At 71.1% G+C, this 23,861-nt stretch carries 17 protein-coding genes; 8 read left to right on the top strand and 9 right to left on the bottom strand.

The window, feature by feature from the left end; genetic code table 11:
• Positions 1–44: 44 nt before the first annotated feature.
• Together ACFCY7_RS07230 and ACFCY7_RS07235 are read right to left on the bottom strand one after the other, a co-directional pair.
• A complete protein-coding gene (locus ACFCY7_RS07230) occupies positions 45–3,137 on the bottom strand; it encodes a glycoside hydrolase family 3 N-terminal domain-containing protein (RefSeq protein ID WP_376482113.1) in 3,093 nt (1,030 codons plus the stop codon).
• A gap of 144 nt (positions 3,138–3,281) precedes the next feature.
• Complete coding sequence (locus ACFCY7_RS07235; protein ID WP_376482114.1) at positions 3,282–5,177, bottom strand: ricin-type beta-trefoil lectin domain protein; 1,896 nt, start codon at positions 5,175–5,177, stop codon at positions 3,282–3,284.
• Between the two features lie 383 nt (positions 5,178–5,560).
• Between ACFCY7_RS07235 and ACFCY7_RS07240 the strand changes: the two genes are divergently transcribed.
• Both ACFCY7_RS07240 and ACFCY7_RS07245 read left to right on the top strand, forming a co-directional pair.
• The gene (locus ACFCY7_RS07240; protein ID WP_376482116.1) at positions 5,561–6,931 is read left to right on the top strand and encodes a TerD family protein; all 1,371 of its coding nucleotides are present in this window, start codon (positions 5,561–5,563) and stop codon (positions 6,929–6,931) included.
• A 207-nt stretch (positions 6,932–7,138) separates the two neighbouring features.
• The gene (locus ACFCY7_RS07245; protein WP_376482117.1) at positions 7,139–7,747 is read left to right on the top strand and encodes a YdcF family protein; all 609 of its coding nucleotides are present in this window, start codon (positions 7,139–7,141) and stop codon (positions 7,745–7,747) included.
• Between the two features lie 72 nt (positions 7,748–7,819).
• Here ACFCY7_RS07245 and ACFCY7_RS07250 read toward each other — a convergent pair whose 3' ends face one another.
• Entirely contained in the window at positions 7,820–8,608 is a 789-nt protein-coding gene (locus tag ACFCY7_RS07250) for a hypothetical protein (protein WP_376482119.1), read from the bottom strand.
• Between the two features lie 273 nt (positions 8,609–8,881).
• The gene (locus ACFCY7_RS07255; protein ID WP_376482121.1) at positions 8,882–9,052 is read right to left on the bottom strand and encodes a hypothetical protein; all 171 of its coding nucleotides are present in this window, start codon (positions 9,050–9,052) and stop codon (positions 8,882–8,884) included.
• 260 nt (positions 9,053–9,312) lie between these two features.
• Here ACFCY7_RS07255 and ACFCY7_RS07260 point away from each other — a divergent pair, with 260 nt between their 5' ends.
• Positions 9,313–13,116, top strand: a complete 3,804-nt coding sequence (locus ACFCY7_RS07260) for a helix-turn-helix domain-containing protein (protein WP_376482122.1) — start codon at positions 9,313–9,315, stop codon at positions 13,114–13,116.
• A 1-nt stretch (position 13,117) separates the two neighbouring features.
• Here the strand turns inward: ACFCY7_RS07260 and ACFCY7_RS07265 are convergent, their stop codons facing one another.
• A complete protein-coding gene (locus ACFCY7_RS07265) occupies positions 13,118–13,897 on the bottom strand; it encodes an NAD(P)H-dependent oxidoreductase (RefSeq protein WP_376482123.1) in 780 nt (259 codons plus the stop codon).
• Positions 13,898–14,035: 138 nt separating this feature from the next.
• Here ACFCY7_RS07265 and ACFCY7_RS07270 point away from each other — a divergent pair, with 138 nt between their 5' ends.
• Positions 14,036–14,875: a helix-turn-helix transcriptional regulator gene (locus ACFCY7_RS07270; protein WP_376482124.1), complete on the top strand. Its 840-nt coding sequence runs from the start codon at positions 14,036–14,038 to the stop codon at positions 14,873–14,875.
• A gap of 75 nt (positions 14,876–14,950) precedes the next feature.
• Here ACFCY7_RS07270 and ACFCY7_RS07275 read toward each other — a convergent pair whose 3' ends face one another.
• Positions 14,951–15,550: a hypothetical protein gene (locus tag ACFCY7_RS07275; protein WP_376482126.1), complete on the bottom strand. Its 600-nt coding sequence runs from the start codon at positions 15,548–15,550 to the stop codon at positions 14,951–14,953.
• Entirely contained in the window at positions 15,550–17,256 is a 1,707-nt protein-coding gene (locus ACFCY7_RS07280) for an acyltransferase (RefSeq protein ID WP_376482128.1), read from the bottom strand. Before ACFCY7_RS07280 ends, ACFCY7_RS07275 begins: the two co-directional genes overlap by 1 nt.
• 147 nt (positions 17,257–17,403) lie before the next feature.
• Between ACFCY7_RS07280 and ACFCY7_RS07285 the strand changes: the two genes are divergently transcribed.
• Entirely contained in the window at positions 17,404–18,024 is a 621-nt protein-coding gene (locus ACFCY7_RS07285; RefSeq protein WP_376482129.1) for a phosphoribosylanthranilate isomerase, read from the top strand.
• A 257-nt stretch (positions 18,025–18,281) separates the two neighbouring features.
• On the opposite strand, the gene fabV is transcribed toward ACFCY7_RS07285, so the two are convergent.
• Positions 18,282–19,490 carry an enoyl-[acyl-carrier-protein] reductase FabV gene (fabV, locus tag ACFCY7_RS07290; protein ID WP_376482130.1) on the bottom strand — a complete coding sequence of 403 codons (1,209 nt, stop codon included), beginning with the start codon at positions 19,488–19,490 and terminating at the stop codon, positions 18,282–18,284.
• Positions 19,491–19,759: 269 nt separating this feature from the next.
• Here fabV and ACFCY7_RS07295 point away from each other — a divergent pair, with 269 nt between their 5' ends.
• Positions 19,760–20,518 carry a MerR family transcriptional regulator gene (locus tag ACFCY7_RS07295; protein ID WP_376482132.1) on the top strand — a complete coding sequence of 253 codons (759 nt, stop codon included), beginning with the start codon at positions 19,760–19,762 and terminating at the stop codon, positions 20,516–20,518.
• 250 nt (positions 20,519–20,768) lie between these two features.
• Positions 20,769–22,457: a CAP domain-containing protein gene (locus ACFCY7_RS07300; protein WP_376482134.1), complete on the top strand. Its 1,689-nt coding sequence runs from the start codon at positions 20,769–20,771 to the stop codon at positions 22,455–22,457.
• Positions 22,458–22,511: 54 nt separating this feature from the next.
• On the opposite strand, the gene ACFCY7_RS07305 is transcribed toward ACFCY7_RS07300, so the two are convergent.
• Positions 22,512–22,808 (bottom strand): hypothetical protein, encoded by a 297-nt coding sequence (locus ACFCY7_RS07305; RefSeq protein WP_376482136.1) that lies wholly within the window; start codon positions 22,806–22,808, stop codon positions 22,512–22,514.
• A gap of 265 nt (positions 22,809–23,073) precedes the next feature.
• Here ACFCY7_RS07305 and ACFCY7_RS07310 point away from each other — a divergent pair, with 265 nt between their 5' ends.
• Positions 23,074–23,850: a hypothetical protein gene (locus ACFCY7_RS07310; protein WP_376482137.1), complete on the top strand. Its 777-nt coding sequence runs from the start codon at positions 23,074–23,076 to the stop codon at positions 23,848–23,850.
• Positions 23,851–23,861: the final 11 nt, after the last annotated feature.

Below are 23,861 nucleotides of genomic sequence, written 5' to 3' on the forward strand. Positions count from 1 at the left end.
GCCCATATGGGCGGCGGGGCCGGGATCGGCGGATTCGGGGTGGGTCAGCTCGCCGCGCGGAAGGCTGTGGTGAGCTTGCCGATGGCGCCGGCCGGGTCACCGCTGAGCAGCAGGTGGTCTGCTGCGGCGAAGGGCTTGGACACGGGTTCCGAGAGGTTCTGGCCGATGCGGTTCTGGACGATCAGGCGGGCTCGGCCGACGAGTTGGCGGGCGGCGGCGGAGTCGCCGTGGCCGGCGGTCTGGAGGGCCCGGGCGGCGAGGCCGAGGGCTCGCAGGGCCGGTTCTCCGCCTTGTGGGGTGCTGCGGAGGGTGGTGAGGCCCCAGCCGTAGGGGAACTGGGGGTCGTAGTGGGTGTCGCCGACGTTCAGGGGGAGTTGGTTCTCCGACTTGGGCCAGGTGACGGGGAGTTGGCCGGTGAAGGGGCGACGTCCGTAGAGGACGTCGGCGACGCCGTCGCCTTCCGTGCCGGGCAGCCAGGACGCCACGAGGGCGTCGATGGCGGGGAGGCGGTCGCCGATGAGCTGGGGTCGGCCGGAGACGACGAGTACGGCGCAGGGCATGGCGGCGCAGACCCGGTCGACGGCCGTCTTGTCGGCCGTGGTGAGTTCCAGGTCGTGGCCGTTGCCGACGTCACCGATGCCTTCGGCGTAGGGCTTCTCGCCGACCACGACGACGCCGACGTCGTGTCCCGTGGTGGAGGCGGTGGCGTTCTCGGAGTAGGTGAGGGTGGTGCCGGGGGCGGCGGACTTCCGCATGGCCTCCAGGATGGTGGTGCCGGTGGTCGTGCGGCCGGAGGCGCCCTGCCAGGTGACGGTCCAGCCGCCGGCCTGGTTGCCGAGGTCGTCCGCGTTGGAGCCGGCCACGTACACGTTCTGGGTCGGCTTGAGGGGCAGTACGCCGCCGTCGTTCTTGAGGAGCACCTGGGAGGCGGCGGCGGCTTCCCGTGCCACGGCGCGGTGCTCGGGGGATCCGACGGATGCCAGGTGGGTGGTGTCCGCGTAGGGCTTCTCGAAGAGGCCGAGGCGGAACTTCTGGGTGAGGATGCGGGCGACGGCGTCGTCGACGCGGGCGGTGGGGATGCGGCCGGCTTCGGTCTCGGTGACCAGGGTGCGGGTGAAGTCCTGGTAGTTGGTCGGCACCATGATCATGTCCAGGCCGGCGTTGACGGAGGTGCGGACGTCGCTCGGGTAGTCGCCGGGGATCTGGTCGATGGCCTGCCAGTCGCTGATGACGAAGCCCTCGAAGCCCATGCGGTCCTTGAGTACGCCGTTGATCATCTCGGCGTTGGCGTGCATCTTCACGGGGCCCTGCTCGTCGCCGAGGATGTCGAGCGACGAGTAGGAGGGCATGACCGTGCCCACGCCGCGCTTCACGGCCTCGGTGAACGGGGCGAGGTGGACGGCTTCCAGTTCCTGGCGGGTGACGCGGGTGACGCCCTGGTCGATGGTGTACGAGCCGGTCGTCGACGAGCCGAACGCGGTGCCGCCGTCGCCCACGAAGTGCTTGGCGGTCGCCAGGACCTTGTCGTCGCGGTCGAGGTCCCGTCCGTCGGGTGCGCCCTGCATCCCGTCGATCACGGTCTCCATGGCGGTGACGAGCGCCGGGTCCTCGCCGAAGGCCTCGTAGGAGCGGCCCCAGCGTTCGTCTCGGGTCACGCACAGGCAGGGAGCGAAGTCCCAGGGGACGCCGGTGGCCCGGACCTCCTTCGCGGTGACGGCTCCGGTGCGGGCGGCGAGGCCGGGGTCGCGTCCGGCGCCGATGCCGATGTTGTGCGGCATGATCGTCGATCCGACGACGTTGTTGTGGCCGTGGACGGCGTCCACGCCGTAGATCAGCGGGATCTGCAGCCGGGTGGCCTGGGCGCGCAGCTGGTACGCGTCGACCATGCGGGCCCATGCCTCGGGCGTGTTGGGGGTGGGGACCGAGCCGCCGCCGGAGAGCAGGGAGCCGAGGCCGTAGCCGGCGATGTCGCCGGGCGAGCGGAGCGCGTTGCGTTCGGCCTGGGTCATCTGGCCGGCCTTCTCCTGGAGCGTCATCCGGGAGAGGAGGTCCGCGACGCGCTTCTTCACCGGCAGGCGCTTGTCGAGGTAGGGCAGCCCGTGGGCGTTGACGACGACGGCCGGCGTCTCGGCGGGTGCCTTCGCGCCGTCGACGGTCAGCTTGACCGGGATCGTCTCGGCCGTCTCGCCGGTCCGGTCCTTCAGGGTCGGCACGGTGATCGAGCGGGTCGTCCCGGACGGTGTCCCGGCGGGGAACTCCAGGGTCCCGGAGACCGGGGAGTAGTCCTTGCCCGGTTCGGCGGGGCCGCTGTCGTCCGTCGTGTACGTGACGGTGACGGGCTCGCCGGTCGGCGCGGAGCCGGTGGTCGCCACCGAGACGTCGATGCGGGCGGTGCCTCCCTCGGTGACGGGGTGGACCACGGCCCCGGTGACGACCCGGGTGTTCAGGGCGGGGTCGGCCTTCCCGTACAGCTCGACGCCGTCGAGGGCGAAGCGGCCGGGTGCACCGGTCGGCAGCGTGAGTGCGTACCCCCACATGCGGTCGAGGCCGAGGACCTGGTCGATGCCGCCGACCGGCTGGTAGTCGGCGCGGTAGTGGAATTCGGAGAAGGGGATCTCGACGAGGTGCCAGCCTTCCCAGTCGTCGGTGAAGGACGTCGTCCACAGCTCGGACGCCTCGCCGTTCGCTCCCCCGTCCTTGATCTCGAAGTTGATCCGCTTTCCGGAGCCCGGCGGCAACGGGGCGGTGTTCTGGCCGTACCACCAGAAGCGGATGCCCTTGTGGGCGGTCCAGTCCTGGGCGGGCCGGTCGAAGGCGAAGTCGTGGGTGAATCCGCCCCAGCCGCTGATGTCGTAGTCACCTTCGAGGACCTTCGCGCCCTCGGGGGCGTCGGCGCGCTCGGCGAGGGTGAGGGCGGGGTGGTCGTCGGTGTCGCTGCCCCAGGTGAAGAGGCCTTCGGCGGGCGGTCCCTCGAAGGGGACCTCGCCTTCGAAGCGGTCTACGGCGCGGGGCGCCGGGTCTCCGTCGGCGGCGGGCGCGGCGGCGCTGGGCACGGCTCCGGCGAGCAGTCCGGCGAGGACTGCGGTGGCGGCGAGCGCGGCGGCGCTCGCCCTTCTTCGATGGCGCGGGTGCGGCATGCGGGCTCCTCGGAGGTGCGGTGCGGGTGGATGTGGCCCGTTCAGGACGGCCGGTTCAGGACAGCTGGGTCAGGACGGCCGGTTCAGGACGGCTGGGTCAGGACACGGCCGGGTCGTCAGGACGGCTGGGTCAGGAAGGGTTGTTCAGGACGCCTGGTGGGTCCACTTCTGGTTGGCGCCGCCCGTGCAGGTCCAGATCTGGGCGCGGGTGCCGTCGGCCGAGGAGTTGCCCGTGACGTCCAGGCATTTGTTCGCCGCCGTGTTGACGACGTCGTGTGTCCCGGGGTCGTACGTCCAGCGTTGCGCGCCGGTCCCGTTGCAGGTGTAGAGCTGCACCTTCGTGCCGTCGGCGGTTCCGGCGGCGGAGACGTCGAGGCACTTCCCGAGGGCCCGGACGGTGCCGTCGGCGGCGAGGGTCCAGCGCTGCGCCGTGGTCCCGTTGCACGCGTAGAGCTGGACCGGGGTGCCGTCCGCACTGGCCGCGCCGGCCACGTCGAGGCACTTGCCGGCCAGGCCGGTCATCGGGCCTGTGGGCGGGGTGCCGCCGGTCGTGCCCGACCAGGTGAAGGTGGCGGTGGTACGGGCGGGCAGGGTGTACGTGAAGGACTGGCCGCCCCAGTCGACGCGCAGGGACTGGGCCGAGCCGCCGGCGTTGTGGGCGATGAGGGCCTTCGAGCCGTCGGGGTTGCGCCAGGCCACGTTCGGGAGGCCGGCGTCGTCGGTCGACGCGATCCGGTACGCGCCGGGCCGGACGAACTTCGTGAGGTGTCCGGTCGTGTAGTACTCGATCGTGTAGTCGACCTGCCCGGCGCGCGCGCCGCCGTTCTGGACGGTGATCAGTCCGGTGCAGGTGCCGCAGCCGCCGTTGTGCGGGCCCATGCTCTGGTCCACGGCCAAGCTCCACTTCACCAGGCTGCTGCTCCAGTTGCGGGCGTAGCTGACGATGTCCTTCAGGTCCTCGTTGTGCTGGTTCGTGATCCACGTGCCGCCTGAGTGCTCGGTGCTGAACTGCCGCACCGACGGGTACTGGGTGTGGACCTGGCTGCCGACGGCCGGGTCACCGGCGTAGCCGTGCCAGGCGATCCCTCCGAAGAGAGGATCGTTCCGCACGCCGGCGTCGTCGAGGACCGCCGCGCCGAAGTTCGCGTAGTCGCCGTAGTTCCAGTCGTGCACGAGGACCTTCGTCGTGATGCCCGCGGCCCGGAAGGCCGGGTAGACGTGGTTCTTCGTGAACTCGACCAGCCCGGCGGGGTTCCAGCTCATGCCCGGATAGTTCATGGCCGTGGGATTGCCCGACTGGCAGCAGTTCGGCTCGTTCTGGACGGAGAGGTAGTCCACCTTGACCCCGGCCGCCTGGTAGCTCTGGACGTACTTGACCAGGTACTGGGCGTACAGCGGGTAGTACTCCCACTTCAGCCAGCCCATCTGGTCCATCCGGCCGTTGTCCTTCATCCACCCGGGGGCGCTCCACGGCACCCCCTTCACCCGCAGGGCCGGGTTGAGCTGCTTCGCCTGGGTCGTGAGCAGCCGCACGTTCGTGTCGTACCCGTTCGCTCCGAAGTCGGAGAGGTCGCAACAGGTGTCGTCGAGCGAGACGTTCCCCGGCCTGGAGAGGTCGGAGGCGCCGATCGGATTGCGGACGAAGGACAGCCCGATGCCCTCCGTCGGCGAGAACAGCTTGCGCATCACGTCGTCGCGGGTGGCGGCGCTCACCGCGCCACCCCGCAGGAGGTGCGCGGTGGTGTCCGTGAGGGACGCCCCACCGCCCTCGAACTGCTGGTAAGTGGTGCCCTCGTCGACGCTGACCGTGTGGCCCGCGCTGCCACCGGCAGGCCCGAAGGCGATTGCCGGCTGCGGGGCGAGCCCCCGCGTCACCGTGCGGCCTCCCGCATCGGACGTACTGGTCAGCCACACGTCGACGCGCTCACCTGCCGCCTGCGCGACGCCGGGACCGGTCATGACCAGACCGCTCGCGAGCAGCGCGCCGCTCACCAGTGCGGCAAGTCGTCGGCGCCGCGCCCCGCCGCGCCGCTCGAACAACCAAGAACTGTAATGCACCTGACAGCCCCTTCGCTGTGGACCGCCCACGTCGGCACCGCGGACCGACGAACCCGGCCCGCCGCCCGCACCGCGAGGCGGCAAGGCTTACATCAAGGTGTGAAGTTATGGAGGCGGGAGACCCCAGTCAACCCCTCATGCGCTCAACTCCTGAACATTGACCGAGGGTTCGCTGCCAAGGGCGAGGCTTCGAAGTGTCGGCGGGAGGGGCTTCTCCGGACCTCCTGGAGGCCGACCGGGCCTGCACGGGTGCGTTGATCCGGCGCGGGGGTGAGGTGTGATCCTGGGGCGCGATCCCGCCGAAACGCCCACCTAGGTCGCGAAGATCTTTTCTTCACACCACGTCCACTGTCACCATGGGCCCCATGACGCACCTCGCCAAAGGCGCCAACGTCCCCGTCCCGACGGCCCCGCTCCGGATCGCCGTGGGCCGGCAGCAAGCGCCCGGCGTGCCGGCCGTCGAAGCCTCCGCCGTACTGCTCGACGCGGCCGGCACGGTGCGCGGCGACGCCGACATCGTCTTCCACGGCCAGCCCGCCCACCCGTCCGGCGCCGTGCGCCACGTCGGCACGGGCGAAGGCGCCGGCCAGTTCGCCGAGTGGCTGGAACTGGACCTCCCCCGCATCGAGCCGGCCGTTCAGCGCGTCCTCGTCGCCGGCTCCTGCGACGACGGCACCTTCGGACAGGTCCCCGGCCTGTACGCCCAGGTCACCTCCGCCGACGGCACCATCCTGACCCACTACGACGTCACGGACGCCTCCAGCGAGACCGCCTTCGTCCTCGGGGAGTTCTACCGCCGCGACGGCGCCTGGAAATTCCGCGCGGTCGGCCAAGGCTACGACTCCGGCCTGGCGGGGCTGGCGACGGACTTCGGAGTCGAGGTGACACAGGCCCCGGCGCCGGCGGCATCACCACTCCCGCCCACCGCCTCGGTTACACCGCCGCCGTCGGGACCTGCGGCGCTGCAGGGGGTAGGCAAGTCGGGCTCGGCGCCGGGAGGGGTGAGCGTGCCTCCGATGGTGAAGCCGGTGCCCATCGCTGTGCCCGTAGTTGTGCCCGTACCTGTGCCCGTACAGCAGACCTCACCCATCGCCACCCCGGCCGCCACCCTCGTCACCCCGGGAGCCATGCCCTCCTGGGGCGCCGGCCTCTTCCACTTCGAGCCGCTCGTCTTCAGCGGCAAGGGCGCGAAGACGGTCACGGTGGACCTGCCGTTCCCCCAGGACTCGGCACCGGTGATCCTCGAAGCCCGGGTCGGACCGCAGTACCGCTTCCTCAGCGTCCAGATCACCGGCCGCTCCACGGACGTCTTCTGCAACGACCTGCCCGACCACTACGGCCGCGCCCTGCTCAATCCCCCGCGCAAGGGCGGCCCGCTCAAGCTGCAGGTGCGCCAGTCCGGGACCTGGGAACTCACCCTCCTCCCCCTGACCGCCGCCCTCCCCATCGGCCCCGGAACCATCCAGGGCAGCGGCCGCGAGATCTTCGTCCACACAGGCACCGCCGCCGACCTGAAAGTCCACGCCAAAGACCCCCACAGCGGCTGGTTCCAACTGAACCAATACCAGGGCGACACCCCCGACGACCTGCGCCGCCCCGCCGAACAGCTCGTCCACGCCTGGAACGGCCGCCGCGTCAAGGAGAAGGTCCGCATCCCCAACGGCCCCCTCCTCCTCGCCATCGACAAGAGCCGCCACCACTGGGAACTCACCCTCGACCCACTGCCCCTTGCCTAGCGCTCCCAGGGGCCAGCACGGCTGCGACGTGAAAGACGGCCCTTGGCGGTGGGTTCGGGGGTTCGAGCTTCGGGGTTCGGGGTTCGGGGTTCGGGCCTCGGGGGTTCGGGCTTCGGGGGTTCGGGCTTCACGAATTGAACCCATCGCGAGCCAGGCCTTGGCCTTCGCTGCCGGTGCCTCGATGCAGAGGTCCTCTAGAGTCGCCGCATGCGACGGAGGACCGGAGTGGTGGTGGCCGGGGCGGTGGTGGTGGCGGTCCTGGGCTGGAGCGAGTGGGTGAATTGGCGTTGGTCCCGAGCCCTCTTGGGGAGTGGTGAGGGGGCTGTCGAGGTGGTCGTCGTACTCGGGTTTCGGAACCCGCAGGCGGCGGCGAACGTCGTCAATCGCTGGCGCGTTCGTGCCGGGCTTCGCTCCGCCGCCGCGGACGGCTCGCGTGGGACTCGTGTGGTCTTCAGTGGTGGTGCGATCGGCGGTGCCGTGGCGGAGGCCCGGTTGATGGCCGACTACGCGACGTCGGTGCTCGCGTTCGACGGCACTGTGGTTCTCGAAGATCGGAGCGGGACGACGTGGGAGAACGTCACGAACGTCATCCCGCTCATCGAGGACGCCGACCGCATCAAGATCGTCTCCCAGCCGGCTCACGCGCTGAAGGCCCGCGCGTACTTGCGACGCCGACGACCTGATCTTGCCGAGCGGCTCGTGCGGGCGGACGACTACCGCCTGGGCGAGTGGATTGCCGTCAAACCGCTGCTCGCCCTGTACGGCCTCTGGACGCTCCGTGGTCTCACAGCGGACAAGCGGAAGAACTCGTTCTAGGCCGTGCGTCGAAAGTGGATCGGCCGTCGACGGGTGGCTGTACCCGCCACACTGTGATGGGCCGGCCCGAGGTCAGTGCAGGTCCACCTGGAAGGCGTGACGGTGGTCGGAGGGGCAGCTGAAGATGCGCAGGTCTCCCCACCGGCCGACGACTACCCCTGTCTCGTCGTCGCTGGCCACGGTGAAGAGGAGCGTCATGGCCGTGCCGCAGTCACCGCAGGGAATGACTGTGGGTTGCGTCAGGTGCCAGGTGGGCCAGCCGGCGAGTTTCCAGCCGGCGAGGCGAGTGATGACGTCACCGCCGTCGCCGGTCTCGCGGACCAGTTCCTCCAGCCGCGGACGGAGTTCTGCGGGGAGTTCGTCACGGAACGGGAAGTCGGTCACGTGCTCGGCGGTGACGGCGCATGCCTGGGGCAGGTAGCCGTCCTCGTCATAGCGCGAGGGAGGCGGCGGGGTCGTCAACTGGCCGGTCACGTCAGCGGCCCGACGCCATCGGACCTCGATCACCGGGCTGCAGTCGGCCTGCTGGGCCGGAGGATCCCCGTGTTCGTTGGGACACCAGAGGATCTGCAGAAGGTCGGCGCCCGTGGGCCACCAGGAGCCCGGTGCGTCGTGCTGGAAGATCTGTGCGACCGGCACCATGGCCGTGGCAGGCACGCCGGCAGGGCTGTCGGCGTCGGGCAGTGAGCACGCGGGCCAGGGTTCATCGCTCGGCCAGAGCAGGGGTCCGCCGATCGAACTGGTCCGGCAGTCCGGCTCTGCCCGCTCGGGGTGGAGCACGACTGCGTCGCGCGCGTGGGGGGCGAGTTCGGGAAGTGCGGCGAGTATCGCGTCGACCGACGGTCTGGGGGTGCGCGTCATCGTGTCTTCCGATCAGCTGGTCGTGGATCACTCGCAGCGTATAGGCGGGTGATGACAGCGGTCTCCGCTCACAGTGCGTGAGCGGAGCCACAGCCGAATCGCGGCAGCCGTGACGGCTCTCTCTTCTTGGCCCGACCCCCCTCCACGACGACCCGCCCTCCTACGCCCCGCCGTCCCACGCCCCTCCCGCGCCCCGCCCGTCCCAGACCCCGCCCTCGGCCGCGCTCGGTGCAGCCGGTCACGCCAGCCGAAGGGCGGGGCTGTAGCGGTGCGCTACCAGGTGGGTCCGGAGTGGGGGCGTTCCTCCGCGCGGCGGCGGGCCTCCTCCTCGGCGAGGCGGGCCTGGCGGGCGGCCTCCTGCTTGGCCTGGAAGTCCGCGTGCTCCTGTTCGGCGCGTCGGCGGTTCTCTTCGATGATGCGGAGTTCGTCGTCGCTCAGCGGCATGACATGGTCCTCTCCGTGTGAGGGCCTTCGGGGCCCCGTTGCCTCAAGTCTTTGCTGGTGGTGGGTTGTTGTGCAGCCCGGTCCGGGCGACGAAACAATCCGCCCCGGAACTGTCGTACGACGTGAAACCGTCTTGTCGGGCACGCCCCGGCACCTGTTGAGTGCGGGGCGGCGGGTCAGGGGGCGCCAGGAGTCTGCTGGCGGGACGGGGGTGGGGTGTGGGGCGTCAGGAGAAGCCGCTCGATCCGGAGCAGGGTCCCGTGGCACGACTGGCGCATGACCTGCGCCGTCTGCGCGGGGAGGCGGGTGGGCCGACGTACGCCGTGATGGCGCGCCGGGCCGGTTACTCGGTGGCGACGCTGTCGCGGGCGGCGGCGGGTGAGCAGTTGCCCTCACTGGCGGTCGTACGGGCCTACGCGGCGGCCTGTGGTGCGGACCCCGAGGAGTGGGAGGGCCGCTGGCATGCCGTGTCCGAGGAACTGGCGGCGCGCGAGCAGATGGACGACGCCCCGTCGCCGTACCGGGGTCTGGCTCGGTTCGAGCCCGGTGACGAGGACCTGTTCTTCGGGCGGGACGCGCTGAGCGACGATCTTCTGGCTCTGACGCGGGCCCGTCGTGTGGTCGCCGTGCTCGGTCCCTCCGGGAGCGGCAAGTCGTCGTTGCTGCGGGCGGGTCTGATCCCCCGTCTGCGGCGCGAGGCCGGGCCCGGGGAGGGCGGTGGAGCCAAGGTCGAGGGCAGGGCCGGGGCCATGACCGCAGGCCACCGTCCCGCGGCGGTGCGCGTTCTCTCCCCCGGGGCGCATCCCGTGGCGCGGCACGGGGCCGCGTTCACGGCGGCGGCCGGTGAGGGGGAGACGTGGGTGATCGTCGACCAGTTCGAGGAGCTCTTCACGCTGTGCGCGGATCCGGGGGAACGTCGGGCGTTCGTGGAGATGGTGCTGAGGGCGCGGTCGGAGGAGAGCAGGGTGCGTGTCGTGCTCGGGATTCGGGCCGACTTCTACGCCCGGTGTCTTGAGCATCCGGATCTGGCGGTGGTGATGCGGGAGGCGGCGCTGCCGGTCGGTCCGATGACCGAGGTGGAGCTGCGGCAGGTGATCACGGGGCCGGCTCGGGTGCGGGGCATGGTCGTGGAACGGGCTTTGACCGCACGCCTGTTGGAGGCGGTGGCCGCGGAGCGGAGCGCGTTGCCGCTGCTGTCGCACGTGCTGTGGGAGACGTGGCGGCGACGGCAGGGTCGTACGCTCACGTCGGCGGCGTACGAGCAGGCGGGAGGGCTGCGGGGTTCGGTCGCGCAGGCCGCGGAGGAGGCGTACGCGCGGCTGGACGAGGGGCGGAGGGCCGTGGCCCGCAGCGTGATCCTGCGGCTGATCACGCCGGGGGAAGGTACTCCGGACACCAAGCGGCCGACCGCGCGGGCGGAGCTGGAGGGCCTCGGGCCGGAGGCTTCCGGTGTTCTGGACGACCTCGGTCGGGGTCGCCTCGTCACTCTCGATGAGGATCACGTCGATCTGGCCCATGAGGCGTTGATCGCGGGTTGGCCTCGGCTGGCGCGGTGGATCGAGGAGGACCGGGACCGGCTGCGGCTCCATCGCCGGCTGACCGAGGCGACCGGGGTGTGGAGGTCGCTGGGGCGGGATCGGGGGGCGCTGCTGCGGGGCTCGGGGCTGAAGGCGGCCGCCGAGGCGTTCGCGCCCGCCGGCGGCGACGCGGGCGCGCTCACTCCGGACGAGCGTGACTTCCTGTCCCGGAGCGTGCAGGCCCGGCGGTCAGGGATCAGGCTGCGGCGCACCGTCACCGGCGCCCTGAGCCTCCTGGTGGTCCTTTCGGTGCTGGGGACGGTGATCGCCGTGCAGCAGAACCGTGCCGGGGACGAGCAGCGGACGCAGAACGCTGCGCGCCGCACCACCACCGTGGCCGGCAGTCTGCGGGCCACCGAACCCGTGCTCGCCGGACGGCTCAGCATCGCGGCCTGGCGGCTCGCGCAGACGCAGGAGACGCGCTCCACGCTCGTCGCGGCTTTGGGTCAGCGGTCCGAGGAGGGCTTCACGCCGCCGGTCCCGGTCAGCGGGACGGCGCACGCTTCGATGGGCGCGGACGGCCGGGTCGTACGGATCCAGGAGGGCGAGCGCGTCCAGTTCTGGGACACCGCCACCCGTGCCAGGACGGGCTCGTACAAAGTGCCCGGCCTGACCACCCTGTTCAGCTCGGGTGATCCGCGCGACGACGAGTTGTACGCCTCGTTTCCCGGACTGCCCGCGTGGAGTCCGGACGGCCGCTGGGCCGCGGATGTCGCCGACGCGGGCGGTCTCACGTTGTGGAACGTGCCGGCCGGGACGCGTCGCACGCTTCCCGTTCGCGTGACACATCTCGTCCGGGACATCTCGATGTCCGAGCAGGGTCGCCGGGTCGCCCTGGCGATGGGGGACCACGCGGAGGTGTGGGACCAGTCCGGCAAGCGGCCGCTGCTGACGCTGCGGGGTGCGCAGAATGGCGACGGCGCGGTCGCCCTGAGTCGTGACGGCCGTCTGGTGGCGCGCTGCGGAACGGGCGTCCGGGTCGAGATCTGGCGTGTCCCCAGTGGCCGGCGGGTTCCCCTCAAGGCGCTCGACGTTCCTCGCGAGGCGATCCGCCCCACGTGCCGACCGGGGTCTCTGCGCTTCAGTCCGGACGGCAGGACGCTGACCGCCTTGCGCGATCAGGGAGTCGAGCGCATCGACACGGTCACCGGAGACACGATGGACGAGCTGGCGCAGCGGGGGCTCACCGAGGTGTCCTTCAGTGCGGACTCCCGGTTCGTCGTGGGCGTCACGAACGACCGGCTCCTGCTGTGGCGCAATGCCCCCGGCGCGTCCGACCGTCCGGCGCGGTACGACGAGTGGGACGGGATGATGCCGCTGAATCTGCCTGTCTCCCCGCAGGACAAGCCGTACAGCGTGCGGATCGATGTCGCCGCCGGGGTGATCCGCTACCTGGGTGTGGGAGGGCGTACCGTGCGCACCCTGAACGCACGGGACGTTCTCGGTGCGCCCCGGGACGGCGCGAAGCACCCTCCTTCCCTGCTCAGCCCCACCGGGCGCGTGCGGGCAGTGCCCAGGAGCAGGAGCGGCGAGATCTCCTACGAGCTGTGGGACATGGGGTCCGGCCGCCTGCTCGGTACGACTCCGAGCGTGGGTTACGTTCCCGGCCGGACGCCCGGCTCCGTTGCGGCGTTCAGTCCGGACGGCAGGTTCTTCGCCTTCACCCCTGTTCCGTCGATCGTCGACGACGACGGCACGGCGAGGGGCACGACGAATCCCCGCGTCGCCGTCTGGGACGTGGACGCCCGCCGCCCGGCGGCCGACGTGCCGCTGCGTCGGGGCCAGGATCCGCCCGGCGCGCTCGCCGTGGCGAACGCGCGCGGAGTTCCCGTGGTGTACGGCGTCCTCTCGCCGGAGGCCTGGGACCTCACGCATTCCAGGCGGCTGACGCCGTTCCGGGAAGGCAGCGCCGCGACGCGCATGGCGCTCCACCCGCTCCTGCCGCTGTTGGCCCTCAACGACGGGACGGTCGTCGACCTGGGCACGGGCCGGCTGCTGCGCGACCACACGGAACGGGACATCGGGGAGGCCATGGCGTACGGCGGCGGCGGCGACGTGCTCGCCGTCGCCGACGGGTCGGGCCGGATCCTGCTGTACGACGGCGCCATGAGATCCCCACTGGGCGTCCTCGTCGCCGGGGAACCGGAGGGGCCCGACGGCAGCCCGGTCTCCGTCACCGCGCTCGCGTTCTCCCCGGACGGCCGCACCCTCGCCGCCGGGACCCGCGCGGGCGGCGTCCGGCTGTGGGACGTCCCGACGCGCGCCGCGATCGGCTCGCCCCTTCCCACGAGCGGCGACCACGTGCGAAGCCTCGCCTTCTCGGCGGACGGCCCGTCGCTGCACGTCCAGGGGAGCAACACGCGCCCGCGTACGCACTCCCTCGACCCCGAGCGCCTGGCCGGCGACCTGTGCACGCGCTTCGGTGCCCTGACGCGCGACGAATGGGCCTCCTATATTCCGGATGTGGAGTACCGCGACATCTGCTGAGTCAGTCGCGTACGTGCAGGCCGAAGCCCGTGCGGCCCTGGGGCTCCAGGCCTTCCTTGAGGTGGAGGGACGGGATCTCGTAGTCGCCGAAGTTCTGGCGCCGGAAGGCGATCGGCTCGGTCGAGTCCAGCGTGAGCAGGCGCTGTTCCCATGCCTTGGCGGCGTCCGTGTAGTCGTCGCGGGTCATGCGGTCGGTGCCGTAGAGGACGAACGGCGGGAGTACCTCGATGCCCGGGTAGTAGAGGATGCCGTGGTGGATCGGGAAGAGCAGGTCGTCGATGGGGCCGTTGATTCCGCGGGCGGCGTAGTGCGGCTCGGGCCCGCCGGCGGTCACCGACAGCAGGGCCCGCCTGCCCGCGAGGGTGCCTTCGCCGAAGCGATCGCCGTACTTGGTGGCGCTGTGCTCGCCGACCCCGTACGCGAAGTGGTAGGTGAACACCCGGTCCACCCAGCCCTTCAGGATCGCGGGCATCGCGTACCACCACAGTGGGAACTGGAGGATGACGGTGTCGGCCCACAGCAGTTTCTCCTGCTCGGCGCGGACGTCCGGGGTGAGAGTGCCGGCGTCGAAGGCCCGGCCCGAGTCGAGGGCGACCTTGAGCGGGTCCGAGGCGTCGGGGCCGTAGTCCGTGGCGTCCACGACCGCCTTCCAGTTCATCGCGTACAGGTCGCTCACCCGTACCTCGTGCCCGGCGGCTTCGAGTGTGGCCACCGCGAGGTCCTTCAGCGAGCCGTTGAGCGACTTCGGCTCGGGGTGGGCGTAGACGATCAGCGTCTTCACGGGAACTCCTTCGGATCGGATGCCCTCGATCCTGGGCGTCGCGGCTCTGGGCGTTCAGGGGCGGCTCTTCCGTCGGACGGGACTTCCTGGTACTGGCAGGGCCAGGTTCACGGGCGGCGGCGCGGCGATACTGGCGGCATGGACGATCTTGCGGGCTTCCTGCGAACCCGGCGTGCCCGCGTGGACCCGGCGGCCGTCGGCATCCCCACCGACAGCCGCCGCCGGGTCGCCGGGCTGCGCCGCGAGGAAGTCGCGCATCTGTCCGGAGTCAGCGTCGACTACTACGTACGACTGGAACAGGGCCGCGCGACCCAGCCCTCCGAGCAGGTCCTCGACGCCCTCTCCCGCGTCCTCGGCCTCGACGAGACCGAACGCGGCCATCTCCACCGGCTGTCCCGACAGCACCGCCGCCGCGCCAAGGCGCCGAGCGGGCGCGTCCGGCCGGAACTGCGGCGCGTCCTCGACCTCGTCACCGACGCACCCGCCCTGATCATGGACCACCGTCTGAACGTGCTCGCCGGGAACCACCTCGCCGCGCTCCTGTACGGCCGACCGCTGCCGGGCCTGAGCATCGCCCGGCACCTCTTCCTCGAAGAAGCCGACGAAGGCCTCTACGCCGACTGGGACACGTGCACCCTCGACGTCGTCGGCCACCTCCGCCTCGCCGCCGGCGAGCACCCCGACGACCCCCGCCTCGCCTCCCTCATCGGCGAGCTCTCCATGCGCAGCGAACGCTTCCGCCGCCTCTGGGCCCGCGCGGACGTCCGCGCCCGGACCCACGGCCGCAAGGCCTACCGGCATCCCCTCGTCGGCCTCCTGGAACTGCACCAGGAGAACTTCGCCCTGCCCGGCGATGCGGGCCTGGAACTGATCGTGCTGTCCGCCGCCCCCGACAGCCCTGCCGAGGACGGGTTGCGCCGGCTGGCCGCGACCTCCGCCGCCGAGGAGCAGAGTCGATCGGATGTCGATCGGGCGTAGATCGGACGTCGGCCGGACGTCGGTCCGACGTGGTCCGCCGTCGGTCGGACGTCGGTCGGACGCGGGCTTCGGGGGTCAGGCGCTGATGCCGATGGCGGAGACGTAGGCGTAGGCGGCGTAGTCGGAGTCGAGGTCGGAGATGACGTCGTCCCAGATCTCGTCGATGAGGTTCTGGTTGCGGGTGGCCCAGGCGTCGACGAGGTCGCTCCAGATGTACCGGACGGTGATGGACCGCCGGCTGATGTTGGGGCGCTGGTACCTGGCTTCGACGTGGCTCTGGTCGACGGGGTAGATCTCCATGCGGCTGCCCCGGCCGTCGTTGTCCAGATGGCGTGTCAGCCAGCCGGATTTGATCAGGTTCTCGCGGCGCCGGGCCCAGTAGGCGGCGTCGATCCGCTCCCGGCTGGCCGTCGACGGGACGGCCTTGCCACGGGTCCAGGACCGCAGGGTGCGGGACGTGACGCCCTGCTCGGACAGTGCGGAGCGGCCGGCCGGGCTGTCGAGGTAGCGCAGCCGGGCGGCGAGGCCGCGCTTCGAGGTGACGGGCGAGACGATGCCGGAGGCGTGGACGACTCTGTTGAGCTCCAGGATCAGGGCCTCGCCGCCCTTCAGTCCGCGGGCATCGGCCTTCTGCCACTCGCCCCAGCGGGACCACAGGTCAGGAGATCCGGTCATCAGCGCTTACCTCCGAGCACGTAAGTCGACTTCTCCTTGACCTCGTTCAGGTCCCTGCCCTCCGGAAACACCGCACGCCAGTCGCCCACGACGTGGAGTTCGTCCGTACCCGAGATCTCCACGACCTGCAGTCCGGCCTTGCGGGCCTTGTTGGCCTTCATCCAGAGATTGGCGAACGCCTTCGCCCGGATGATGTGCATCCAGTCCGGCCGGCGAATTTCACGGTTCGCACTGGACTCGCCGATGGTGGACACGAATTTAGAGTACATGGCCTTCACATAGGCCACGGTCAATTCGTCGCCCTCGGCGAGAGCCGTCTTCCGCGTTTCCGCCAGAGCACGCCGCAGCTTTTCCAGCAGCCCTTCGGAAGCCCCCGAGACGAGCGAGCGGTGCATCACGGGAGCCTCGGCCAGGCCCTGCCGGGCACAGTCGAGCAGCAGACGAAGCGTCGACTCGCTCACCCACAACTCGCCCGGCTCCATACGGTTCCCCAGCGGGTTCGGCAGGTCCGTGTGGTCCCACGGAGCCGGGGTGACCAGGTGCACGCCCGCCTTCTTCGGGTCGTGGACCCCGCTGGTGTCCTCCCGGAGCTGGCCGATCGGCAACCACGCCTTGAGCGCCGACAGATACGCGGCATTCATGTCGAGCGCCGTCACCTCGATCCGCTCACCCCGCTTCGCCGCCGCCAGAAGCTCGGTATTGCGCCATTTCGGACGCCCCTCCCAGATCTCGTCCGCACCCTTCTGGGACTTCTTCCTCAGGATTTCCTGCGTCGGCGGGAATTCGGAATGCTCGTAGCGGCCACCGACCCTCGAAACCTTCAGAAGAGCCATCACGTCCGGGATCGCGGACTTGATCAGCGCGGCCTGCGCGGCGTCGACGTCGCCGGCGTGCTCGTCGAGGACTTCGTGGACCCGGTCGGTGATCTGTTCCACGAGGGTGCCGGAGGCGTATCCGGGGGTGGTGGTCAGGCGGGACGTGGGGGTGGAGGTGGGGGCGGGGGTGCGATCTCGGGCTGGGGCGGGGGTGCGATCGACGGCCGGAGTGGGGGTGGGGGTGGCGGTTTGGCTGGGGATGGGGGTGGGGTCAGGCTGTGGCGCGCTCGCGGCGGCGATGGCGGCCGCGCACTCGGCGGGGTCGAGGTGTTGGGGATAGCCGTCGACATCGTCCAAGGCGGGCTGACCACAGAGCACGCATGGTTGGGGCTGGGGCTGGGGTTGCGGTTGGGGGTGCGGCTCGGGGCGGGGCTGAGGCTGAGGTTTAGGTTGAGGCTCCGGCTCCGGCTCCGGCTCCGGCTCCGGCTCCGGGGCATGCTCCTCCGTCGGCCGGGGCAGAGGGCGGCTGACCTCGGTGCCATCAGGGGCGTACGGTGCGGCCGTCCTGGGCAGCTGCTCCGCGGGCGCGACGGGTGACGGCAGCGGCGCCGTCACGACGGCCGGTTCGCCGGACGGGCGCAGGCCGGACACGGCGCCGTGCAGAACGCCTACCGCGTGCGTGGGTCCGGCCAGGAGGTCGAGGACCTGGAGGCGATAGTGGGCGGCGAGCAGGTCGATGTCCTCCAACGACCAGTGCTGCTGCCCGCGCTGCTTGCGCGACACCTGCGCTTGGGACTGCCCGAGCGCCGCGGCAAGATCCTGCTGCCGCTCCCCCGTCCGCGACATCAGCGCGGACACCGTGAGCCTGAGGAGCTCCTCCGTACCCATCATGATGCCAACCTAGCAACCCACATACGGATATCGCATACGGCATACAGGGTTTGTTCGGTGATTCCCTGCACGCCATCGGGCAGTCGGCGGGGGCCCGGGGTGAGTAGGGTCGGGGTGCAGCGCCGGGTTGAGCAGAGGAGAGTGCAAGTGTTCGTCAAGGTGTGCGGGCTCGGGACCACCGACGACATCGATGTGGCGGTCGAGGCGGGCGCGGACGCCGTCGGTCTGGTGATCAGCGGGACCAGCGTGCGGGGGCTCGAACGGGATCGGGCGGTGCGGCTCGCCGCTCACGTGCCGACGGAGGTTCTGTCCGTCCTCGTGGTCAACGACACGCCGGCCGCCGAGGCGGCCCGTATCGCCGGTGAACTGGGTTTCGGGGCCCTTCAACTGCACGGCACGGCGTACGGCGAGGAGGACTTCGCCGCAGCGGCCGGCGTCTTTCCGCGGTTGTGGCGGGCCACGTCGCTGAACGACCGGCCCGACACCCGTGTCGGCGCCTACGGCGAGGAAGTGCTCCTCCTCGACTCGCCCGATGCGGGTTCCGGCAAGCCGTGGGACCTGTCGCTCCTCGAGACGGGCCGCCCCGAGGGCAAGTGGCTCCTCGCCGGCGGGCTCGCGCCGGAGAACGTCGGCGAGGCCATCGGTCGGGCGCGCCCGTGGGGAGTCGACGTCTCCAGCGGTGTCGAGTCCTCTCGGGGCGTCAAGGACCACCAGCGGATTCGCGCGTTCGTCGCCGCCGCGAAGCAGGCCGTCTCGCTGGAGGCCTGACCGCGGCCGTGGGGTGGCTGAGCCGCCCCACGGCCGGACCGGCTGTGTCGCTACCGGCCGAGGCGCGGCGGGCGACAGGCGGCAGGTCTCTCGTAGGCCGCACCGGCTCTGCCAGTACGACAAGCCGATCCGGCCGCCGGCTCCGTACAGGTTCGGGATCCCGTACGGAACCGGCGGCCCGTACGGAACCGGTGGCCCGTGCCACGTGCCACGTAGCTCGCGACATGTGGCTCGCGACACGTGGCTCGCAGCTCGGGTCAGACCGTCCGGGCGGGCCAGGGGACGTCGGTTTCCACGGCGGCGGTGTAGTCGATGCCGGGGACGGAGAAGCCGTAGAGGCGGCGGACTTCGTCGCTGAACCATGCGAGGTCGGCGAGTTCGGTGATGGTGCCGCTGGTGGCGGTGGACCAGCGCTCGGCGACGTCGTTCTGCACGGTGGGGTCGAGTTCCCACGTGTCGAGCCGGACGCGGCCCTCGTCGTCGAGGTCGAGGGGGCGGGCGCCACTCAGCTGGTCCCACAGCTGTACCAGCTGGCCGATCGGGGCGATCATCGCGTCGCCGAGGACGCCGCGGAGCAGGCCGACGTACAGGGCGATGCCGGGGATGGCAGTGGACGACTGGGTGACGGCGGCGGCGTTGACCGACGTCACGGCACGGCCGCCCACGGTCTTGCCGAGCCGCTCGTCCAGCGTGCGTGCGGTGGCTTCCAGGTGGGACTTCGCGGCGCCGATGGTGCCCTGGCGGTAGATCTCCGCGGTGAGCGGCGAGCCGATGTACGACAGGGCCGCAGTGCTGAAGCCGTCGGCCAGCAGCGAGCGGTCCGCCAGGAAGGTGATCCAGCGCTCCCAGTCGGCGCCGCCCATCACGGCCACGGTCTGCTCGATGTCGTCGCCCTCGGCCGGCTCGGTGGTGACCTCCTTCACCTCCGGGGCGCCGTCCTGGTCGAAGACGAGCGTCTTGGTGGTGTACGGCGAGCCGACCGGCTTGAGGACCGAGGCGTACACGTCACCGGTGTCCGGGTCGGTGCGGCGCGGTGCGGCCACCGAGTAGATCAGGTAGTCGAGCCGTCCCCCGAACCGCTCGACGAGCAGGTCCGCGACCTCCTCCTTCATCGCGTCGCTGAACGCGTCCCCGTTGAGGAAGACCATGTCCCGCCCGTGCTCCTCCGCGAGCCGAGCGGTCGCGGCGGTCCGGTACCACCCGGCCGTGCCGGTCCGCCGCGCGGGCGCCTTCTCGAAGCACACACCGATGCCCCGGATGCCGACACGCGCCAGACCCGCGATGGTCGCCGCCAGGCCGTAGCCGGCGGACGAGCCGATGACCAGCGCCACGGGCCCCTCCCCGCCGGCCTCGACCGGCGCCGGGACGGCCTGCCACATGTCCTCCACCAGCTTCCGGCAGCCGCCGGGGTGGGAGTCGAGGAACAGGAAACCCCTGCTCTTGGGCTCGATGACGCGTTCGTTCACGGTGAGGTGTCCCCTGTGTGTTGTCGCAACGGCGAGAACGCGGCGCCCGCTCGGGCCACCGCGCCCTGCCAGTCTGCGGTCGTACGGCCAAGCGCAGTGATCTTGACCGGCACAAGGATGCCCTATTGCGCTTGGAGGGTTTCCACTAGCGGCAGCGGTTCGGTCGCGAGGATCTCGGGGCTCGGGGTTGAAGCTGTCGCTGCGGCAGCTTCTACGGTCGTGACCAGGGCCGGAGACTCCGGCCCGGCGACACAGGTGTGGGAGTCGTGATGGACTGGTCGATTGCGGAGGTGGCCCGGATGTCGGGGGTTACGGCCCGGACGCTGCGCCACTACGACGAGACCGGTCTGCTGCCGCCGGCGCGGATCGGGGCCAGTGGGCGCCGCTACTACGGGGAGGCGCAGCTGCTGCGGCTGCAGCAGATCCTCGTGTTGCGGGCGCTGGGCGTCGGGGTGCCGGAGATCGGGCGGATCCTGTCCGAACAGGTCGACGAGGTGGATGCCTTGCGTGGCCACCATCGGCGGCTTCTGGCGGAGCGGGACCGGCTCGACGTGTTGGCGGGCAGCGTTTCCCTCACGATCGCCGAACTGGAAAAGTCCAGGAAGGACGGCCGTGCCGTGAGCATCAACCGACCGGAGAACCTCTTCGAGGGCGTGACGCCCTCCCAGTACGAGGAGAACATGCGCGACTTCCCCGAGCTCGCTCAGGAGGTCGGACGCCGCGCCGCCACGATGAGCCAGGCCGATGCCGACGCCGCGCACCGTGAGCGCACGGCGCGGATGATCCGGCTGGCCGAGTTCATGGCCGCGGGGCTTCGGGCCGACGCCGATCCCGTTCAGGCCGAGATCGACATCCAGTACAGGACGTTGACCGAAATGCGGCCTGTGTCCGCCGAGGACTATCGGGCCATCGGGCGCGCCGTCGTCGACAACGAGACGTGGCGCACCGCTTACGAGGCCATTGCCCCGGGGCTCGCCGCGTACCAGCGCGACGCCATCGAGGCCTTCGCCGCCGCCCGGCTCGACTGAGAGGCGAAGCGGCCGCCGTCGCGGAGGGGCCACGACGGCGGCCGCACCGAGTGCCGGACGATCACATGGCGCATGGACCATGACGCACGGCACATGACCCCTGGCACGTCGCATTTGTCGTGATCAGAGCCACCGGGAGCCCCTGTGACCCACGTCACGACTTCGGTTTTCGCCTTTCCGTTATCGCTGCGCCTGGCCGAGGCTCTCCCCTGTGCAAGGAACTCCACCAGGCAAGTGAAGGACGGACAGCGTGCAGCGGACCATGGGTTTTGAGCAGCTGACGGATGCGGAGCTGATACGGGGGGCGCAGTGGGGCGCTCCCTGGGTGCGTGAGCAGCTCGCCGCCGCATATCAGCCGCTCGTCCAGGCGCTGGCGGCTCGCGCGCTGGAGGGTAGGGCCGGCGCGGAGGCGGCCGTGCGGGGCGTGGTGGGGGACACGCTGGGGCGCGTCGAGTACGGGCTGAGCGGTGTGGTGTCCGCGGAGGGGTTGCGTCCGTGGATCGTCGCGGTCGCGGTGGAGAGCACGCTTGCTCACGCGGCTGCCGTCCAGGTGTATCCGGGTGCCGCCGCCGTGTCGGGGGGCGGTTTCGCGGAGGCGCTGCGGTGGCTGGACGTCGAGGATGCGCTGATGGCGGCGCTGTGGTCGTTGGAGCAGGAGGGGTGCCTGAGCAGGTTCGAGACGGCTGCGGCGCTCAGCTGGTCCCCGTATGACACCGAGATGCGGATGGAGGCCGTACGCGGGCGTGTGGACGCGGCCCGGTCCGTGACCGCGGCGCTGGCCCGGGAGCCCCGCTGCCCCGTCCTGGGCCGGGAGGCGGGCGCCTGGGACGGGCGGCCTGGTGCGCTCTGGCGTGACCAGCTGGCCCGGCACACCGTGCAGTGCGGTCATTGCGCCACCGGAGGCTTCGCGGGTGCGCCCTCCCACGGTCCGGCCGCGGGTCTGATCGGGGTGCCGACCGTCCACGATGCCGCCGCTAATGCCGCCAATGTCGCTTATTCCGTTGATATCCCTGATGACGTTGATGTCACTGAGGCCTTCGTGCTGCTCCCCCAGGACGTCGACTCGTTCGCTCACGCGGAACGGGGCGCCGGCGGCGTGGCGGCCGGAGCGCGCGGCACCCGTGCGGCTCGGCGGCGGCGCAAGCAGGCCGACGAACGTACGCGCCGACGGGCCGCCGTCGCGGCCGGGATCGCCGTCGCCGCGGTGACCGCGGGGGCCTTCTCGCTGCAGTCGGGAAGCGACGGGGAGGACCGGCTGGAGGCGAACCGGGCCTCTGCCCCGGACCTCGACCTTCCCCTGGCGAACGAACCGGGCACGCTGACCGCCGCGCCGTACACGACCTCCGCGTCACCTTCGGCGTCCGCGTCGGCCTCCGCCACCGCGACCCCGGGCGCCCCCAAGAAGGCCACGCCCAGCAAGAGTCCCCGTTCCACCACCGCGCCGGCGACGCGGCGCCCGACGGCCCCGGCCACGACGAAGTCCGCGCCGTCGAAGAGTGCCTCGCCGACGGGCGGGACGGATACCGGTGGCGGGGGCGGCGGGCGGCAGGACACCGGCCAGTCTTCGGCGGCGGATCAGGTGATCGCGCTGGTCAATGCCGAGCGGGCCAAGGCCGGCTGCGGGCCGCTGACCGCCAACGCGACGCTGACGCGGGCGGCCCAGGGGCATTCCGACGACATGGCCGCGCGGGACTTCTTCGACCACACGAACCCTGACGGCAAGGGCCCCGGGGACCGCGTGACGGCCGCGGGCTACCCGTGGTCGACGTACGGCGAGAACATCGCGATGGGGCAGCAGACCCCGGAGCAGGTGATGGACGCCTGGATGAACAGCTCGGGCCACCGCGCGAACATCCTCAACTGCGACTTCAAGGAGATCGGCATCGGGATCCACAGCTCGGGCGGTCCCTACTGGACGCAGGTCTTCGGCGCCCGCTGACCTCCGGGCACGTCGTTCCCGGAGCCTGCCCTGACGTGCGGTGCGCACCTCACGTCAGGGCGTGTCCCCCGAATGGTGGAAGCGGCACACGATGCCGGGTCCGGGTGTACGGGGCTCGCCGGGGCGCGGGTCGTACAGGGAGCGTCCGCCGGGCCACTGCCCCAGCTCGGTGGCCAGTGCCGCGCCGTCCTCGACCTCCTCGGGCCGCCAGCCGGTGACGTCGAGGAGCAGGCCGTCCAAGGGCCCGCCTATGAGGACGGCGTAGCTCTGCCCGGGGGTCGGGCCCGGGTCGGGGTCGTCGTGGTCGTGGCCGTAGACCCGGCCGCGCAGCAGTTGCTCATCGCCGTTCATTCCTCCAGCTTTCCAGCCGCCACTGACATCGCAGGTCGGGCAGGGGCGGCCGAGGTCCTTCCGAGGCCGGCCAGTGTGTCCGTCGGCGGTGCGGTTGGCGGGGCGGTCGGCCCTGACGGTGGCGGTGCGGTCGACCGTGAAGGCGGCGGTGCGGTCGGCCCTGACTGCGGTGGTGCGGTAGACGGTGAGGTCCGTGGCGACAGCGACGGGAGCGGCAGGGGCGGCGGGGGCGCACTTCTGCGGAGGATGATCCTGCAGAGGGAAAATGGGTCGATCGGCTGCGGTCCCCCGGTCTAGGGTCGGCGACGTGGCAACGAAACTCAATCAGATCATCGCAGTGGAGAAGGGCGTCAAGTCCCGGGCGCACCAGGACCTGACGGCGGCTCATCACGGCCTGCAGAAGCCCGCGTTGCTCGCCGGCATCTCGCGCACGTACCAGCCGAAGGACGAGGAGGGTGAGCAGCTGCCGCCCGAGTCGACGCTGGTTCAGGTGAAGGCCGAGGACGTACTGCGGGACACGGCAAGGGCGTTGACGCGTCTGTTCGATGTGACGGCCACGAAGGACTGGGCGAACTGCGAGGCGCGCGCGGACGTCGTGGTGGACGGACGCGTGCTCGTGGAGCAGGTGCCCGTTGCTTATCTGCTTTTCCTGGAGAAGCAGTTGACGGACGTGAGTACGTTCGTCCGCAAGCTTCCGGTTCTGGACGCCGCCGAGTCGTGGACGCAGGACCCGTCGACCGATGCGTGGAAGACGGAGGTCGTGCGCACGGTGCGTACGAAGAAGGTGCCGCGGAACCACGTGAAGGCGGAGGCGACGGACAAGCATCCGGCGCAGGTCGAGGTCTATTACGAGGACGTGCCGGTCGGGTACTGGACGACGGTGAAGTTCTCGGGTGCGCTGCCGGCGCGCCGGGTCAACGAGCTGCTGGCGCGGGTGGAGAAGCTGCAGCAGGCGGTGAAGTTCGCCCGTGAGGAGGCGAACAGTGCCGAGGTCACCGACCAGCGGGTCGGCGACGCCGTCTTCGGCTACCTCTTCGGGTAGCGGGGACACCA

The organism is Streptomyces sp. NPDC056361, assembly GCF_042262805.1.
GTDB lineage: Bacteria > Actinomycetota > Actinomycetes > Streptomycetales > Streptomycetaceae > Streptomyces.

What these genes read in the sequence shown, in the direction of transcription:
- ACFCY7_RS07230 (WP_376482113.1), bottom strand. Translation starts at nt 3,137, where the DNA reads ATGCCGCACCCGCGCCATCGAAGAAGGGCGAGCGCCGCCGCGCTCGCC.
- ACFCY7_RS07240 (WP_376482116.1), top strand. Translation starts at nt 5,561, where the DNA reads ATGACGCACCTCGCCAAAGGCGCCAACGTCCCCGTCCCGACGGCCCCG.
- ACFCY7_RS07245 (WP_376482117.1), top strand. Translation starts at nt 7,139, where the DNA reads ATGCGACGGAGGACCGGAGTGGTGGTGGCCGGGGCGGTGGTGGTGGCG.
- ACFCY7_RS07250 (WP_376482119.1), bottom strand. Translation starts at nt 8,608, where the DNA reads ATGACGCGCACCCCCAGACCGTCGGTCGACGCGATACTCGCCGCACTT.
- ACFCY7_RS07255 (WP_376482121.1), bottom strand. Translation starts at nt 9,052, where the DNA reads ATGCCGCTGAGCGACGACGAACTCCGCATCATCGAAGAGAACCGCCGA.
- ACFCY7_RS07270 (WP_376482124.1), top strand. Translation starts at nt 14,036, where the DNA reads ATGGACGATCTTGCGGGCTTCCTGCGAACCCGGCGTGCCCGCGTGGAC.
- ACFCY7_RS07275 (WP_376482126.1), bottom strand. Translation starts at nt 15,550, where the DNA reads ATGACCGGATCTCCTGACCTGTGGTCCCGCTGGGGCGAGTGGCAGAAG.
- ACFCY7_RS07280 (WP_376482128.1), bottom strand. Translation starts at nt 17,256, where the DNA reads ATGATGGGTACGGAGGAGCTCCTCAGGCTCACGGTGTCCGCGCTGATG.
- ACFCY7_RS07295 (WP_376482132.1), top strand. Translation starts at nt 19,760, where the DNA reads ATGGACTGGTCGATTGCGGAGGTGGCCCGGATGTCGGGGGTTACGGCC.
- ACFCY7_RS07305 (WP_376482136.1), bottom strand. Translation starts at nt 22,808, where the DNA reads ATGAACGGCGATGAGCAACTGCTGCGCGGCCGGGTCTACGGCCACGAC.
- ACFCY7_RS07310 (WP_376482137.1), top strand. Translation starts at nt 23,074, where the DNA reads ATGGGTCGATCGGCTGCGGTCCCCCGGTCTAGGGTCGGCGACGTGGCA.